General features: G+C 62.5%; 12 protein-coding genes and 1 pseudogene. 3 read left to right on the forward strand and 10 right to left on the reverse strand.

Annotated elements, in window-relative coordinates; all coding sequences use genetic code 11:
• Positions 1 to 15: 15 nt before the first annotated feature.
• Entirely contained in the window at positions 16 to 2,301 is a 2,286-nt protein-coding gene (locus tag KCX70_RS18340; protein WP_031310733.1) for a YgiQ family radical SAM protein, read from the reverse strand.
• 165 nt (positions 2,302 to 2,466) lie between these two features.
• Here KCX70_RS18340 and KCX70_RS18345 point away from each other — a divergent pair.
• Positions 2,467 to 4,084 (forward strand): annotated as a pseudogene (locus KCX70_RS18345) (7TM diverse intracellular signaling domain-containing protein).
• Here KCX70_RS18345 and alr read toward each other — a convergent pair.
• Complete coding sequence (gene alr / locus KCX70_RS18350) at positions 4,072 to 5,148, reverse strand: alanine racemase (protein WP_212618376.1); 1,077 nt, start codon at positions 5,146 to 5,148, stop codon at positions 4,072 to 4,074. The pseudogene KCX70_RS18345 and the gene alr sit on opposite strands and share 13 nt — an antisense overlap.
• Positions 5,149 to 5,430: 282 nt before the next feature.
• On the opposite strand from alr, the gene KCX70_RS18355 reads away from it, so the two are divergent.
• Together KCX70_RS18355 and KCX70_RS18360 are read left to right on the forward strand one after the other, a co-directional pair.
• Positions 5,431 to 5,796 carry a VOC family protein gene (locus KCX70_RS18355; protein ID WP_102846592.1) on the forward strand — a complete coding sequence of 122 codons (366 nt, stop codon included), beginning with the start codon at positions 5,431 to 5,433 and terminating at the stop codon, positions 5,794 to 5,796.
• 59 nt (positions 5,797 to 5,855) lie between these two features.
• A complete protein-coding gene (locus tag KCX70_RS18360) occupies positions 5,856 to 6,557 on the forward strand; it encodes a helix-turn-helix transcriptional regulator (RefSeq protein WP_212618377.1) in 702 nt (233 codons plus the stop codon).
• A gap of 1 nt (position 6,558) precedes the next feature.
• Here the strand turns inward: KCX70_RS18360 and dnaB are convergent, their stop codons facing one another.
• The 8 genes from dnaB to rnr all read right to left on the reverse strand — a co-directional run bounded on the left by dnaB (position 6,559) and on the right by rnr (position 15,954).
• Positions 6,559 to 7,953: a replicative DNA helicase gene (gene dnaB, locus KCX70_RS18365; RefSeq protein WP_021206775.1), complete on the reverse strand. Its 1,395-nt coding sequence runs from the start codon at positions 7,951 to 7,953 to the stop codon at positions 6,559 to 6,561.
• 110 nt (positions 7,954 to 8,063) lie between these two features.
• Complete coding sequence (gene rplI / locus KCX70_RS18370) at positions 8,064 to 8,510, reverse strand: 50S ribosomal protein L9 (protein ID WP_021206774.1); 447 nt, start codon at positions 8,508 to 8,510, stop codon at positions 8,064 to 8,066.
• A 20-nt stretch (positions 8,511 to 8,530) separates the two neighbouring features.
• Positions 8,531 to 9,424, reverse strand: a complete 894-nt coding sequence (locus tag KCX70_RS18375; RefSeq protein ID WP_021206773.1) for a hypothetical protein — start codon at positions 9,422 to 9,424, stop codon at positions 8,531 to 8,533.
• 34 nt (positions 9,425 to 9,458) lie between these two features.
• Positions 9,459 to 9,689: a 30S ribosomal protein S18 gene (gene rpsR / locus KCX70_RS18380; RefSeq protein WP_019340128.1), complete on the reverse strand. Its 231-nt coding sequence runs from the start codon at positions 9,687 to 9,689 to the stop codon at positions 9,459 to 9,461.
• 28 nt (positions 9,690 to 9,717) lie between these two features.
• A complete protein-coding gene (gene rpsF, locus KCX70_RS18385; protein WP_021206772.1) occupies positions 9,718 to 10,140 on the reverse strand; it encodes a 30S ribosomal protein S6 in 423 nt (140 codons plus the stop codon).
• 175 nt (positions 10,141 to 10,315) lie between these two features.
• Positions 10,316 to 12,481, reverse strand: coding sequence for a PAS domain-containing protein (locus tag KCX70_RS18390; RefSeq protein ID WP_212618378.1), 2,166 nt, complete (start codon positions 12,479 to 12,481; stop codon positions 10,316 to 10,318).
• 192 nt (positions 12,482 to 12,673) lie between these two features.
• Positions 12,674 to 13,426: a 23S rRNA (guanosine(2251)-2'-O)-methyltransferase RlmB gene (rlmB, locus tag KCX70_RS18395; RefSeq protein WP_212618379.1), complete on the reverse strand. Its 753-nt coding sequence runs from the start codon at positions 13,424 to 13,426 to the stop codon at positions 12,674 to 12,676.
• A complete protein-coding gene (gene rnr, locus KCX70_RS18400; RefSeq protein ID WP_212618380.1) occupies positions 13,423 to 15,954 on the reverse strand; it encodes a ribonuclease R in 2,532 nt (843 codons plus the stop codon). Before rnr ends, rlmB begins: the two co-directional genes overlap by 4 nt.
• Positions 15,955 to 16,120 lie beyond the last annotated feature (166 nt).

Consider the following 16,120-nt stretch of genomic DNA (forward strand, 5'->3'; position numbering starts at 1 on the left):
GGCTGCCCGCCGGCATCAGCGCGGGACGGCGGGACGCTGCGACGGTTTGCGGTTCTTGCCGGACGGCTTGCCACCACCGGAAGCGGCCTTGCGCCGGGCTTCGGCCGCGGCCTTGGCCTGCTCGCGCTTGTCCCAGGCGTTACCGTCGTGGCTGCGTGGCGGCAGGCCGTTGTGCTGGGTGAGAATCTGCCCGCCCTGCCCGGCTTTCTTGCTGCCGGCCGGCGTCGAGTTCTTGCGACGCGCGCTCTGATAGCCATCGGTGGCTGGCTGATGCACCGGGATCAGCTGATGCTTGCCGCTGCCGATCAGGTCGGCGCGACCCATGCGGGTCAGCGCCTCACGCAGCAGCGGCCAACCCTTCGGGTCGTGATAGCGCAGGAAGGCTTTGTGCAGTCGGCGCTGCTCCTCGCTCTTGACCACAGTGACGCCTTCGCTCTTGTAGGTCACCTTGCGCAGCGGGTTCTTGCCGGTGTGGTACATGGCGGTGGCCGAGGCCATCGGCGACGGATAGAACGCCTGCACTTGGTCGGCGCGGAAACCGTTGGCCTTGAGCCACAGCGCGAGGTTCATCATGTCCTCGTCGGTGGTGCCAGGGTGAGCGGCGATGAAGTACGGAATCAGGTATTGCTCCTTGCCCGCCTCCTTCGAGTACTTCTCGAACATCCGCTTGAACCGATCGTAGCTGCCGATGCCCGGCTTCATCATCTTGTCCAGCGGGCCGCGCTCGGTGTGTTCCGGTGCGATCTTGAGATAGCCACCGACGTGGTGGGTGACCAGCTCCTTGACGTATTCCGGCGACTCCACGGCGAGGTCGTAGCGCAGGCCGGAAGCGATGAGGATCTTCTTGACGCCCGGCAGCGCACGCGCCTTGCGGTACAGCTCGATCAGCGAGCTGTGGTCGGTATCGAGGTTCTCGCAGATGCCGGGGAACACGCAGGACGGCTTGCGGCAGTGCTTCTCGATCTCATGGCTCTTGCAGGCCAGGCGATACATGTTGGCGGTCGGCCCACCGAGGTCGGAAACCACGCCGGTGAAGCCCGGCACGTTCTTCATTTCCTCGATCTCGTGCAGGATCGACTCGTGGGAACGACTCTGGATGATGCGGCCTTCATGTTCGGTGATCGAGCAGAAGGTGCAGCCACCAAAGCAGCCACGCATGATGTTCACCGAGAAGCGGATCATCTCGTATGCCGGGATTTTCGCGCCGTTGTAGGCCGGGTGCGGCACGCGCGCATAGGGCGCGGCGAACACATAGTCCATTTCCTCGGTGGTCAGCGGGATCGGCGGCGGGTTGAGCCACAGCTCGCGATCGTCGTGGCGCTGCACCAGCGCGCGCGCGTTGCCGGGGTTGGTTTCCAGATGAAGCACGCGGTTGGCGTGGGCATAGAGCGCCGGGTCATTGCGCACCTTTTCGAAGGACGGCAGGCGAATCACCGTACGATCGCGCTCCAGCCTCGGGTGCGGTAGCAGCTCGACAGGCTTGGCCTCGTTCGGGTCGTCCTGAGGACCTTTTTCCTTCTCGATAGCGCAGGCGGACATATCCTGCGTATTGACGTAGGGATTGATGATCTTGTCGATCTTGCCCGGACGGTCGATGCGCGTGGAATCGATCTCGAACCAGCCTTCGGGCGTGTCCTTGCGGATGAAAGCGGTGCCGCGCACATCGGTAATGGCCTCGATCGACTCGCCACGGGCCAGACGCTGCGCCACCTCGACGATGGCCCGCTCGGCGTTGCCGTAGAGCAGGATGTCGGCCGTGGCGTCCATCAGGATCGAGCGGCGCACCTTGTCCGACCAATAGTCGTAGTGAGCGATGCGGCGCAGCGAGGCTTCGATGCCGCCGAGCACCACCGGCACGTGCTTGTAGGCCTCCTTGCAGCGCTGGCTGTAGACCAGACTGGCGCGATCCGGACGCTTGCCAGCCAGGCCGCCTGCGGTGTAGGCGTCGTCCGAGCGAATCTTGCGGTCGGCGGTGTAGCGATTGATCATCGAATCCATGTTGCCGGCGGCGACACCGAAGAACAGGTTCGGCTCGCCGAGCTTCATGAAGTCGTCTTTGCTCTGCCAGTCCGGCTGGCTGATGATGCCCACGCGAAAGCCCTGGGCTTCCAGCAGACGGCCGATGATGGCCATGCCGAATGACGGATGGTCGACGTAGGCGTCCCCGGTGACGACGATGATGTCGCACGAATCCCAGCCGAGCTGATCCATCTCCTCCCTGCTCATCGGCAGGAATGGTGCCGGGCCGAAACACTCGGCCCAGTACTTGGGATAATCGAAAAGGGGCTTGGCTGCGTGCATGGCGAGAAACCGGGGCAACGAAAACGGGCGCGGAATATAGCACAAAAAATGATCAAGCCCGACCATTGCGCAAGGTCTTTCTCGTCCGGACGACAGGCGCGCACGTCAGCCGCTCAGCCCGTATACTCGCGCGACACAGACAACGCCTCGAGTCGGGAGTTCCCGGTGCGCGCAATTATTTCCGCCTTGCTCCTCAGCCTTTGTGGCATCGCCAGCGTTCAAGCCGAGACGATCAGCCTCGACGCCGAGGACAGCAGTCGCAGCCTCAACGCGCAGGTCGAACTGCTTGAGGATCCGGGCGCCCAGCTGAGCATCACAGACCTGCAGACGCCCGAAGCGCTGGCGCGTTTCCAGCCTTCCCAGGGCAAGGCCAGCGTCGGGCAAAGCCCGAACCCCTGGTGGATCCGGGTCAGCCTTCGGCGCACAAGCGATGCGCCGCGGCACTGGTGGCTGGAGGTCGGCTCGGTGACGCTGAAGGATCTTCGCATCTACCTGCCCGATGGCAGCGGCGGCTGGGTGGAGCGGCAGTCCGGTGAGCTGGTCGGTTTCAATGAAGGCCGTGACTACCCCTATCGGCGCATGCTTTTCCGGCTTCCGCCGCTCGACGACCAGCAGCCGCTGACCTTCTATCTGCGCAGCTACGACCCGGCGGGGAACTCCTTTCCGCTCAAGGTCTGGCAGCTCGATGCGCTGCAGGGACAGGCGGCGGGCGAGAACCTGTTTCTCGGCCTGATCTACGGCGTCATCCTGGCGATGTTGCTGTACAACCTGTTCATCTTCCTCAGCCTGCGCGACAGCGCCTATTTCTGGTACGTGGTGACCACTACCGGCGCGCTGCTGATGATCCTGGCGATGACCGGCCATGGATTCCAGTATCTCTGGCCGCAGGGTCCGGTGCCCTTCTGGCTCGACCGAATCAGCATCCCGGCGCTCTGGGGCTTCAGTGCCTGCCGCTTCACCCAGACGCTGTTGCAGACACGCCAGTTCGTGCCCTGGGCGCATCGCCTGCTGACCTTGGCCTTGATGCTCTATGCCACCGCCGTGCTGCTCAATGCCTTCGGCTGGCGTGCGTTCGGTGCCTGGGTATTCGTGGCGCTGGCACTTACCGCGATTCCCGCTTCGCTATGGGCGTCCTTCCGCCGCTGGCGTCAGGGTTACTTCCCGGCACTGCTCTATCTGCTCGGTTTCGGGGTAATCCTGGGCAGCGTCAATCTGCTGCTACTGCGCGCCACCGGCGTGGTTCAGCCTGCGGCCTGGAATGCCTATCTCTTTCCGTTGGCGGTGACGGCCGAATCCATCCTCTTCTCCTTCGCATTGGCCTACCGCATCCAGATCCTCAAGCAGGAACGAGCGGCAGCGCTGGAACATGCGGATCGATCTGGACCACTTCAAGCCCATAAACGACGGTCACGGCCACGATGCCGGCGACCTGCTGTTGCGTACACTCGGCCAGCGCCTGCGCGGCCTTGTACGCACCAGCGATATGGCCGCGCGGCTTGGAGGGGATGAGTTCGCGGTGCTGCTGACCGGCCCGACCGTCGAGCAGGACGTCGCCCAGATCGCCGAGCGGCTGCTGCATGAGCTTTCGAAGCCCGTGGCCTATGGTGAGATGAGCCTGGCCGTCACGGTCAGCGTCGGTGCTGCGTTCTTTCCACGCCACGCCGAAGAGTTCTCACAGCTCTACAAGGCGGCCGACGAGGCGCTCTACCGTGCCAAGCATCAAGGCCGCGCAAACTGGGTTCAGCAGGACGAGCAACGGCTGCCTGCCGGTCAATCGACGTAGCGCCGCGGCACCCGCCCGGTCACCTTGGTCAGCAGCTCGTAGCCGATGGTCCCACAGGCCTGGGCCAGCTCGTCGATTGGCATCTGCGCGCCCCACAACTCCACGGCATCGCCCACCTGCGCCTGCGGCAGATCGGTGAGATCCACTGCCAGCATGTCCATCGAGACCCGCCCGGCCAAAGGCACGCGCTGGCCGTGAATCACCACCGAGGTGCCCGAAGGCGCTGTACGTGGGTAACCATCGGCATAGCCGCAGCTGACGGTGCCGATCCGCGAGGCGCGTTGCGCGACCCAGTTGGCGCCATAGCCGACGCTTTCGCCTTGCGGCACATCGCGCACGGCGATCAGCGCACCGGTCAACGTCATCACCGGGCGCAAACCCAACTCCTGCGCGCTCAGTTCGGCAAAGGGCGTAGCGCCATAGAGCATGATGCCGGGGCGAATCCACGCCATGTGCGCCTGCGGCAGCGTCAGCACCGCGGCGGAGTTGGCCAGCGAGCAGTTGTCGAATTCTAGCGTCAGCAGCTCTGCGTAACGCTCCAGCTGCAACTCGGTCAACGAATGGCCGCGCTCGTCGGCGCAGGCGAAATGGCTGATCAGATTCAATTCGGCGACCTGTGCCGAACCTTTGATCCGGGCATGGCACTGCCGCAGGCTTTCCGCGGCGAAACCCAGCCGATGCATGCCCGAGTCCAGCTTCAGCCAGACGTTAAGCGGGCGGGGTAAATTGCAGGCGAGCAGCCAGTCGGCCTGGCGCTGATCCTGTATGGCCACATCCAGCCCCAACTCGGCGGCACGCAAATACTCCGCCGGTTCGAAACAGCCTTCGAGCAGTAAGATCCGCGCGTCCGGGGCGCTCAGGCGAATGTCTTCCGCTTCTTCCAGGCAGGCCACGGCGAAACCGTCGGCGATCTCGCGCAGGTGTGTCACCACCTCACGCGCGCCATGCCCGTAGGCGTTGGCCTTGACCACCGCGAAGGCGTGGCGACCGGGTGCGCAGCGTTTGGCCATGGTGTAGTTGTGACGAATCGCGGACAGGTCGACGGTTGCTACTAAGGGGCGCATGGAGCGGGCTCTGCGACAGATTGGAGCCGATCATCTTAACCCTCGCCCCGCAGGCTGCAAGCACCCGTATCGATCGATACGCGCTCCGAATGCGAAGAGTCCGAAGTCAGCCGCACGCCTAACAAGGGCGATCTCACTCACCTTTAGCAGCCACAGACAGCGCCCGTCGACGCTGCTGACACCAGGCTGTCAGTAGCCCTGGCCTAGAGTGGCCTGCGCAGGCCAAAGCGCGCCACCTACGGCGTCGGCCTGCTGACATTGCCCATTCCAAGGAGAGAGAAAATGAACGCGATCAACTGGTTCGAATTGTTCGTCAGCGACTTCGAGCGCGCCCGCCGCTTCTATGAGCAAGCCCTGGCAACCACGCTGGAAACCATCGACGGCATGGGCGGACGCATGGCGCTGTTCCCCTACGATCCGAACAGCGGCGTGGGCGGTTGCCTGAGCCACGCGCCCGAGCAGCAAAGCGGTATTGGCGGCACCCGGGTCTATCTTAACGTCGAAGGGCAACTGGCCGACGTGGTGAACCGAGTACCGGCAGCGGGCGGCGTGATCATCCAAGGCAAGATGTCCATCGCTCCCCATGGATACATCGCTGTGATAAAAGACAGCGAAGGCAACGAGGTGGGCCTGCACAGCATGTCCTGACCCCAGCCATCCTGGCCGAGCAGCCACTCACCGGGCCACCGCGACCGCCAAGGAAGAGCATGAGACGCGCCGACCGTCTGTTCCAGATCGTCCAGTTCCTGCGCAGCCGCCGGCTGACCACCGCACAGTGGCTGGCCGAGCGCCTGCAGGTCTCGGTGCGCACCATCTACCGCGACATCCAGGATCTGTCGCTCTCCGGCGTGCCGCTGGAGGGCGAAGCGGGGGTCGGCTATGTGCTGCGCCAACCCATGGACTTGCCGCCGCTGATGTTCGAGCGCGAAGAAATCGAAGCCCTGGTGGTCGGCGCGCGCATGGTCAATGCCTGGGCCGACCCCGACCTGCAACGGGCCGCCGAATCGGCTCTGGCGAAGATCCACAGCGTGCTGCCCACCACTCTGCGTGACGAACTCAACGGCAACCGCCTGTTCGCCCCGGAGGTGAACACATATCCGGTGCACTGGCTCGGTCAGCTGCGCCAGGCGATTCGCCAACGACGCAAACTGCAGCTGGGTTACCGCGACGAAAACGGGCAGGCCAGCCTGCGGTGCATCTGGCCGCTGGGGCTGTTCTTCTGGGGGCAGACCTGGACGCTGTGCAGCTGGTGCGAGTTGCGCAACGACTTCCGCAACTTCCGCATCGACCGGGTGGACAGCCTGGCCGAGCTCGACGAGACCTTTCAGACGGACCCCGGCCAACGACTGGAGGATTACCTCGCGCCCTATCTGCGTGGCGACGCCATGGCGCCGGTTTACAGGTCCTGAATCATTCGTCGTCGAACTGGTAGCTGCCGGGCGCCAGGTTCTCGAAGCGCGAGTATTTGCCGAGGAACGCCAGGCGTGTCGTGCCGATCGGACCATTCCGCTGCTTGCCGATAATGATTTCGGCGACGCCCTTGTATTCGGTCTCGGGGTGATAGACCTCGTCCCGGTAGACGAACATGATGATGTCGGCGTCCTGCTCGATCGCTCCGGATTCACGCAGGTCCGAGTTCACCGGACGCTTGTTGGGTCGCTGCTCGAGCGAGCGGTTGAGCTGCGACAGCGCAATAACCGGGCAGTTGAATTCCTTGGCCAGGCCCTTCAACGAGCGGGATATCTCGGAAATCTCGTTGGTGCGGTTGTCGCCGCTGGAGCCCGGAATCTGCATCAGCTGCAGGTAGTCGACCATGATCATGCCGATTTCGCCGTGCTCGCGTGCCAGGCGCCGGGTCCGGGCGCGCATTTCCGAAGGCGAGATGCCGGCGGTGTCGTCGATGAACAGCTTGCGGTCGTTGAGCAGATTCACCGCCGAGGTCAGTCGTGGCCAGTCGTCGTCGCTGAGCTTACCGGTCCGCACCTTGGTTTGGTCGATGCGACCGAGCGAGGCCAGCATACGGATGACGATGGAGTCGGCCGGCATCTCCAGCGAAAACACTAGAATCGCCTTGTCCGAACGCAGAACCGCGTTTTCCACCAGGTTCATGGCAAAGGTCGTCTTGCCCATCGAAGGACGGCCGGCCACGATGATCAGGTCCGCCGCCTGCAGGCCGCTCGTGGCCTCGTCCAGGTCGGTGAAACCGGTCGACAGGCCGGTGATCGCCTCGCCGGCGTTGAACAGCGAATCGATACGGTCGATCGCCTTGACCAGAATATCGTTGATCCCCATCGGCCCGCCCGTCTTGGGGCGCGCCTCGGCGATCTGGAAAATCAGCCGCTCGGCTTCGTCGAGGATCTCTTCGCCGGTGCGGCCCTGTGGCGCATAGGCGCTGTCGGCAATCTCATTGCTGATGCCGATCAACTGGCGCAACGTGGCGCGCTCGCGAATGATCTGCGCGTAGGCCTTGATGTTGGCGACCGACGGGGTGTTCTTCGCCAATTCACCGAGGTAAGCCAAACCGCCCACCTGCGAAAGATGGCCTTCCTTGTCCAGCTGCTCGGACAGGGTCACCACATCGAACGGCGAGTTGCGTTCGGCCAGGGTGAAAATGGCACGGAAAATCAGCCGATGGTCATGACGGTAAAAGTCGCCATCGGAAACCTGATCGAGTACCCGCTCCCAGGCGTTGTTGTCCAGCATCAGTCCGCCAAGCACGGCCTGTTCGGCCTCGATGGAATGCGGCGGCACCTTGAGCGCTGCAGTTTCCAGGTCGTACTGTTGGGGCACACTGATGTCGTTCATGGCACTCGTAATTCTTCAACGTTCACAAAAACAAAAGGCACGCTCCACTCGCGTGGAAACGTGCCCGATGTTACGCGTCAGGCACCAGGGGTGCCAGACGCCGACTGGTCTCAGCCGGCAATCACGATCAGCTTGACGGTCGCTTCGACGTCGGTGTGCAGGTGCACGGCCACGTCGTACTCACCAACCTGACGGATGGTGCCGTTCGGCAGACGGATTTCGCTCTTCGCGACTTCAACGCCAGAGGCGGTCAGTGCGTCGGCGATGTCGTGGGTACCGATCGAACCGAACAGTTTGCCTTCATCGCCTGCAGTTGCAGTGATGGTGACTTCCAGTTCAGCCAGCTGGGCAGCACGAGTTTCGGCAGAAGCCTTACGCTCGGCAGCAGCTTTTTCCAGCTCCGCACGGCGAGCTTCGAACTCGGCGATGTTGGCCGGGGTTGCAGCAGTAGCCTTGCGCTGCGGCAGCAGATAGTTGCGGCCGTAACCAGACTTGACGTTTACCTTGTCGCCCAGGTTGCCCAGGTTTGCGACTTTTTCCAGCAGGATGACTTCCATTTGAGTCTTACCTCTTTAACTTAACCTTCACCGTTCGCAGGTCCCGCATCGTCATCACGAGATGCCCGACCGCGAAAATCAAACAAGCTGTCGACAATGGCCAAGATGGCCAGTAACGGATAAATCAACTGCATGAACAGCGCCAGCGTGACATAAAGCCCAACCAGCCAGAATCGCGACATCCGATTCTGCGCCACCAGCCCGTGCACCAGCGCAATGCCGGCGAATACCAGCGGAACGCTGCACAGCGGAGCCAGCATTGCCGCCTGTACACCCAGGCTCGGCGCTAACAGCATGCCTGCCAGGAGCACCATCGCCGGCGCTGGCGAGAAACGCAGCGCACGAAACTCGAGGCCGAAGCCACCCGGGTTGTACAACAGCGCCTGCCAGTAACGTCCAAGCATCAGACTGAGCAGGGTGGTGATCTGCAGCAACGCCGCCAACAAGCCGGTCAACACCGGTATCAGCAACGCACCCAGCCGCGCTTGCTCTTCCACCGAAAGCTGCTGATAGGCGTCCGACAGCATGTCGGGCAACATCTTCTGCAACTCGGCGGCGAGCGCCGCAATCGGCTCGCCGAACACCATCCCAAGCGCCCAGGCGTACAACAGCCCGAGCCCCACACTGCACAGCATCACTCGGTGCCAGGCGTTCTGGTTGCGCAACAGCAGCGCCAACCCGAACGACCCCGACAGCACCAGCAACGTGCGCGGATCGCCGAAATACCACCAGGCCAGCGCTGGCAAAACCGCCCAGACCAACACACCCAGCGCATCATTCAACCCGCGACGCAACAACACCAGGCTGCCCGCGGCAGCGCACAGCCAGAACAACATTGGCAGTGCCGCAGCGCCCGCTACTACAACAATCGCTTGCATACGGCCGCGCATGATGAAGTCAGCCAGGGCGCGCATGCGATCTATCCTTTACGTTTGCCGAACAGTTCGATCAACGGCCGTGGCTGTCGGTGTAGGGCAGCAGGGCCAGGAAGCGGGCGCGCTTGATAGCGGTAGCCAGCTGGCGCTGATAGCGTGCTTTGGTTCCGGTGATACGGCTAGGAACGATCTTGCCGGTTTCGGAAATGTAGGCCTTCAGCGTGTTGAGATCCTTGTAGTCGATCTCTTTCACGTTTTCTGCGGTGAAACGGCAGAACTTACGACGGCGGAAAAAACGTGCCATGAAATAGGCTCCTCAATAAGTCCGTGGATTACTCGTCAGCGTTGTTGTCGCGGCTGTCGCTGTCATTGTCGTTTTCGTTGACATTGTCAGATTCAGGGCGATCACGACGCTCACGGCGCTCGCTACGGTTTTCCTCGGCCTTGAGCATCTCGGACTGCTCGGTCACGGCTTCGTCGCGACGGATGACCAGGTTACGGATGACAGCGTCGTTGTAGCGGAAGTTGTCTTCCAGCTCAGCCAGTGCCTTGCCGCTGCACTCGACGTTCAGCATCACGTAGTGAGCCTTGTGAACGTTGTTGATGGCGTAAGCCAGCTGACGACGACCCCAGTCTTCCAGACGATGGATTTTGCCACCGTCTTCTTCGATCAGCTTGGTGTAACGCTCCACCATGCCGCCAACCTGCTCGCTCTGGTCGGGGTGGACCAGAAAGATGATTTCGTAATGACGCATTGTTGCTCCTTACGGGTTGCAGCCTGCCGCACGAAACGGATCAGGCAAGGAGTGAATGAGTATGTTGTCTTGCCTGCCAGAGAGGCGCGCAAACGCCTGCCATCCGGGCAAGGGGCGCAATTCTAGAGAAGGCGCGCCAAGCACGCAAGGCGCATTGGTGAATATTTAACCAGCCTCAACTCGCCGAGCCAGCCTGGGCCCGCTCGGCCTGGATTTCTTCGAGCAAGGACCGGACCTGATGGATGTCGTAGGGCTTGAGCATGGTGCGCAAGTCCTCCAGCCCTTCATCACGCGCACTGATGGCATAACCGGACGCAATCACCACGCTCATCCCCGCATCGCGCGTCCTCGCCTGCCGTACCAGCTCGATACCACTCATGCCGGTCAGCCCTACGTCGGTCAACAGCACGTCGAAGCGGCGCTCATCGAGCAGCTCCAACGCCGCCTCGGCCGACTCGCAGAGACTGACATCATGCCCGAGCTCTTCCATTACCTCGCCGGTGAGCATGCGCAACGTCGGGTCGTCCTCGACGAAGAGAATAGCCAGGCCATCGGACGGCTCCTGCACCGCGTCGACGGTCAGCGAAGCGGCGCCGGTCGGATATTCGGCGCGCGACTCCCCGACTTCGCCCCGGCCTTCGCCAACGTTGCTGGGCAAATAAACCCGAACGGTCGTGCCACGACCTTCCTCGCTGTCGAGCACAACGAAACCGCCACTCTGCTTGACGAAGCCGTAAACCATGCTCAGCCCCAGACCTGACGCGTTGGCGGCCTGGCGCGTGGTGAAGAACGGTTCGAACACCCGCGACAAAACCTCGGGGCTCATCCCCTCGCCTTCATCGACGACGCTCAGCTCCACGAAGGGACCCGCGGCAAGATCCGGCTGCCCAGCAAGATGCTCGGCACCCAGCTCGCGGTTGCGCAGGCGCAGGGACAAAGCCCCTCCTCCCGCCATCGCGTCACGGGCGTTGACCGCCAGATTGAGGATCGCGGCCTGCAGATTGCCCACGTCAGCGTAAACCGACCAAAGGCCCGGCTGGGTATCGACATCGACTTGCACTGCCCGGCCCAGCGCGCCGCTCAGCAACTCGCTCATATCATCGAGCAGTTCGCCCAGGTCTACCGCCTGCGGCTGGAGTGGCTGACGACTGGCGAAAGCGAGCAACTGGGAGGCCAGGCGAGCCCCTTTTTCCACGCCGCCGACCGCCGAGTCGAGACGCCTTTGCGCCGTCTCGTCGGCGCCGATATTGCGGCGCAGCAACTGCAGGTTTCCACCGATGATCTGCAGCATATTGTTGAAGTCGTGGGCGATCCCGCCGGTCAGCTTGCCAACCGCCTCGAGTTTCTGCGACTGCATCAGTGCCGCTTCGGCAATCCGTCGCTCGGATTCGCTACGCGTCAACTCCTGCGTTCGTTCACGGACCAAATCCTCGAGTCGCTCGCGATGCGCCTGCAGTTCCAGTTGGTTGCGCCGTTGCTCGGTCACATCACTGCCCTGCACGAAAATACCCGAGACCTGCCCGCCACGCTCGAAGATCGGCTGGAATACGAAATCAACGAAAACCTCTTCGGGCGACGTGTCGGGACGCCGCTGCAGCAGCGCCCGCACTCCTCTTCCGATATAGGGCTCGCCGGATTGGTACACCTGGTCGAGCAAACCTACGAACGCCTGCCCCTCAAGCTCTGGCAAGCCATCGAGCACTCGTTTGCCGATCAGCTCGCGATGGCCGGTAAGCTGCTGATATGCCTCGTTGACCAGTTCGAAGACATGTTGCGGCCCGCGCAGGAAGCAGACGAAGCCCGGAGCCTGAGCGAACAACTGGCGCAGCTGATTCCCCTCATCCTGCATCGATCTGGCGCGAGAGATGATCGAGGCTTCTATCTGCTGCAACGGCTGACCGCCGATCTCCGTCGAGCGCAGAGACGCTTTCAGCGTTTGCAGCTCGGTGATGTCCACCGTGTGCTGCAAAATGGCGGTCACTTCGCCCCGTTCGTCAAGCACGGGCGTATGCGTAGCGCTCCAGTAGCGATCCTGGTGTGGCGCGTCGCCTGCGGGACTCACGGCGATCGAATAACGAATGATGGGCAACGTATCGGCAGCCTTGCTGCGCAGCACGCGCGCGAACGACTCCAGCAGCTCGTCGACGTGGCTTGTTTCCGTCGCCTGCGGATCGGCCGCGAATGCCTCATGGATGCGCTGGCCAACGATATCCTCGAGCGCACGCGACGTCAGCCGCAAGTACGCCTCGTTGGCATCCAGAATGACGAGATCTCGATCCAACAGGAGATAGGCGTTCGGAGACGACCTGAACAGTGTCTCGAACGGTGGGCGTTGCAGCATACAACCTCCATGATGCGAGCCGGGAGACGGTCGCGATCAACTGCCAGCGCCCGGTGCAAACCGGGACCAGCCAAACATTTAACCCGAGAGGCCGCCAGTCAGCCCCGGAACGGACAATTGACCCCGGCGGCGGCTATCCGTTTCGAAACGAACGGCATCAGGACGGGATCGATGCTCCGCCAAGCCACCACCTTATTGGCGGCTCGCCGAGCGACGCTGGCGCAGCGCCTCGAAAAGGCAAACGCCGGTGGCCACCGACACATTGAGACTACTGACGCTGCCGGCCATGGGCAGCCGGACCAGAAAGTCGCAATGCTCGCGAGTCAGGCGTCGCATGCCCTTGCCCTCCGCGCCCATCACCAAGACGATAGGGCCGCTGAGGTCCTGCGCGTAAATCTCCTGCTCGGCCTCACCCGCCGTACCGACGATCCACAAACCGCGTTGCTGGAGCTTTTCCAGCGTTCGCGCAAGGTTGGTAACGGCTACCAGCGGGATAACCTCGGCTGCACCGCAGGCCACCTTGCGCACCGTGGCATTCAGGGTCGCGGACTTATCCTTGGGGATGATGACCGCCAGCGCGCCGGCCGCATCGGCGGTGCGCAGGCAGGCACCGAGATTGTGCGGATCCGTGACGCCGTCGAGCACGAGCAGTAGCGGCGCGCCCTCGGTCCGGTCCAGCAGCTCCTCGAGCATCGCATCGCCCCAAACCTGACTGGGGCTCACCTCGGCGACCACGCCCTGATGCACGCCTTCGACCCAGGCATCCATCTCGCGGCGCTCGCACTGGCCAACGCGCACTTTCGCCTGAGCGGCCAACTGGATCAGCGATTGCGCGCGAGGGTCGTCGCGCCCTTCGGCCAACCAGACCTGCTTGACCCGCTTAGGATGATGACGCAGCAAGGCCTCCACGGCGTGCACGCCGTAGATCTTCTCCAGATCGCTCATGACTTGGCCTTACGCTTGCGCGGTGCGCTGCCATCGGGCTTGGCAGACGTCTTGCCCGACGCCTTGGGCTTTGCCGAACCGCGCTTTGGCTTGCTCTTCGCAGCGCTCCCCTTGGCATCGGCAAGCAAGGCCTTCTTGACCTCGCGACTCTTGCGGACTTCGGCGCTGACAGGCTCTTCGGATTTCGCAGAGGAGCCATCTGCACTCTTCTTGCTCCGTCCATCCTTGCGCGGCGCCCGATCACCGGCCGAGTCACGTCCGGCGCCAGTGCCCTTGCTACCACCGCTGATCAACTCGAAATCGATCTTGCGCTCATCGAGATCGACCCGCATCACCCGAACCTCGACGCTATCGCCGAGCCGGAAACTGCGCCCGCTGCGCTCTCCCGAGAGGCGATGGTGGAGCGGATCGAAATGATAGTAATCACCTGGCATCGCGGTGACATGTACCAGCCCTTCAACGTAGATATCGGTCAGCTCGACGAACAGACCGAACCCGGTTACCGCGGTGATGACACCCGGGAAGCTCTCGCCTACGCGATCTTTCATGAACTCGCATTTGAGCCAGTTGACCACGTCACGGGTGGCTTCGTCGGCACGGCGCTCTGTCATCGAGCACTGCTCGCCGAGTTGCTCCAATGCGGCTTCGTCATAAGGATAGATGCGCGCCTTGGGCATGCTGGTAGCGCCTGCACGGCGAACATGCGGCGTATCGCGCCTGGAACGGATCACACTACGAATCGCCCGATGGATCAGCAGGTCCGGATAGCGACGGATCGGCGAGGTGAAGTGTGCGTACGCTTCGTAGTTCAGGCCGAAATGACCGTGGTTGTCCGGGCTGTAGACCGCCTGACTGAGCGAGCGCAGCATCACGGTCTGAATCACATGGAAATCGGGACGTTCCTGGATACGCTCGAGCAGCGCCTGATAGTCCTTGGGGGTGGGCTCCTCCTTGCCCTTGTGCAAGGTCAGCCCCAACTCGCCGAGGAAGGCCCGCAGCTTCTCTTGTCGCTCCAACGGGGGGCCGTCATGGACGCGATACAAGCCCGGGATGTCGTGATCTTGCAGGAAGCGCGCCGTGGCCACGTTGGCGCACAGCATGCATTCCTCGATCAGCTTGTGGGCATCGTTGCGCTCGGTGGGCTTTATCGCCGCGATTTTGCGCTCCGCCCCGAAAACGATCCGGGTTTCCTGGGTTTCGAAATCGATCGCGCCGCGGGTGTGACGCGCTTTGAGCAAGACCTTGTACAGCGCATACAGCTGTTTGAGGTGCGGCAATACCTCACCGTACTCGCCGATCAGGCGCTTGCCCTCTGCCGACGACGGCTGTTCCAGCATGCTGCTGACCTTGTTGTAGGTCAGTCGCGCATGGGAGTGAATTACCGCTTCGTAGAACTGGTAGTCGGTCATCTTCCCCGACTTGCTCAGGGTGATTTCACAGACCATCGCCAGACGATCGACATGCGGGTTCAGCGAGCAGAGCCCGTTGGACAACTCTTCGGGCAGCATCGGCACCACCCGCTCAGGGAAGTACACGGAGGTGCCACGCACCTCGGCTTCCTGATCCAGCGGGGAGCCCACCCTCACATAGTGCGACACGTCGGCGATCGCAACGTACAGGCGGAAGCCTCCGGAAAACAGTTTCCAGCCGCTGAGTTTCTCGCAGTACACGGCGTCATCGAAATCACGCGCATCCTCGCCGTCGATGGTGACGAACGGGAGGTGGCGCAGGTCGACACGCTTTTGCTTGTCCTTTTCTTCGACTTCCGGCTTGAGCTTGGCCGCTTCGCGTTTCACCGCGTCCGGCCAGACATGCGGGATGTCGAAACTGCGCAGGGCGACGTCGATTTCCATGCCCGGGGCCATGTAATTACCGATCACCTCGACGACGTCGCCCTGCGGCTGGAAGCGCTGGGTCGGCCAATGAGTGATCTTGATCTCGACGAACTGACCCGGCTTGGCGTCCATGGAGCGCCCCGGCGTCACCAGGACTTCCTGCTGGATCTTGGGATTGTCGGCCATGACGAAACCGATACCGCTTTCTTCCTGGTAACGGCCGACGATCGTTTCGTGGGCGCGGCTGATCACTTCGACAATAGCGCCTTCACGGCGACCACGGCGATCGAGCCCGGCGACCCGCGCCAGGCAACGGTCGCCATCGAACACCAGGCGCATCTGCGCTGGGCTGAGGAACAGGTCGTCGCTGCCGTCGTCAGGAATCAGAAAACCGAAACCGTCACGATGGCCGCTGATGCGACCGCAAACCAGGTCCAGCTTGTCCACCGGGGCATAGGTGCCGCGCCGGGTATAGATCAGCTGACCGTCACGCTCCATCGCGCGCAACCGGCGGCGCAGAGCCTCAATATCATCTTCGGAGGATAATCCGAACTCTTCCACCAGCTGTTCACGGGCCGCTGGGGAGCCGCGTTCACTCAGATGCTGCAGAATCAGCTCGCGGCTAGGGATGGGATTTTCGTACTTTTCCGCTTCACGTGCGGCCTCGGGGTCGAGGGATTGCCAATCGGCCATTAAGAGATGTCACCTTTCATTCATGTATAGGGGCAGAACGCCCTGTCTCTATTGAAGCGCGAAACGCGTGCCGACGGCAGCTTTCGAGCGAATTATTTTTCCCAGACGGGGCTTTACAAGGCATAACCTCGCCCGTATAGTTCGCGCCCACAATGTCTGGTAGACG

Source organism: Stutzerimonas stutzeri, from assembly GCF_018138085.1.
Taxonomy (GTDB): Bacteria; Pseudomonadota; Gammaproteobacteria; order Pseudomonadales; family Pseudomonadaceae; genus Stutzerimonas; species Stutzerimonas stutzeri_AI.

Excerpts from the sequence above, each read along its gene's own strand:
- KCX70_RS18340 (WP_031310733.1), bottom strand. The coding sequence starts at position 2,301 with ATGCACGCAGCCAAGCCCCTTTTCGATTATCCCAAGTACTGGGCCGAG.
- alr (WP_212618376.1), bottom strand. The coding sequence starts at position 5,148 with ATGCGCCCCTTAGTAGCAACCGTCGACCTGTCCGCGATTCGTCACAAC.
- KCX70_RS18355 (WP_102846592.1), top strand. The coding sequence starts at position 5,431 with ATGAACGCGATCAACTGGTTCGAATTGTTCGTCAGCGACTTCGAGCGC.
- KCX70_RS18360 (WP_212618377.1), top strand. The coding sequence starts at position 5,856 with ATGAGACGCGCCGACCGTCTGTTCCAGATCGTCCAGTTCCTGCGCAGC.
- dnaB (WP_021206775.1), bottom strand. The coding sequence starts at position 7,953 with ATGAACGACATCAGTGTGCCCCAACAGTACGACCTGGAAACTGCAGCG.
- rplI (WP_021206774.1), bottom strand. The coding sequence starts at position 8,510 with ATGGAAGTCATCCTGCTGGAAAAAGTCGCAAACCTGGGCAACCTGGGC.
- KCX70_RS18375 (WP_021206773.1), bottom strand. The coding sequence starts at position 9,424 with ATGCGCGCCCTGGCTGACTTCATCATGCGCGGCCGTATGCAAGCGATT.
- rpsR (WP_019340128.1), bottom strand. The coding sequence starts at position 9,689 with ATGGCACGTTTTTTCCGCCGTCGTAAGTTCTGCCGTTTCACCGCAGAA.
- rpsF (WP_021206772.1), bottom strand. The coding sequence starts at position 10,140 with ATGCGTCATTACGAAATCATCTTTCTGGTCCACCCCGACCAGAGCGAG.
- KCX70_RS18390 (WP_212618378.1), bottom strand. The coding sequence starts at position 12,481 with ATGCTGCAACGCCCACCGTTCGAGACACTGTTCAGGTCGTCTCCGAAC.
- rlmB (WP_212618379.1), bottom strand. The coding sequence starts at position 13,426 with ATGAGCGATCTGGAGAAGATCTACGGCGTGCACGCCGTGGAGGCCTTG.
- rnr (WP_212618380.1), bottom strand. The coding sequence starts at position 15,954 with ATGGCCGATTGGCAATCCCTCGACCCCGAGGCCGCACGTGAAGCGGAA.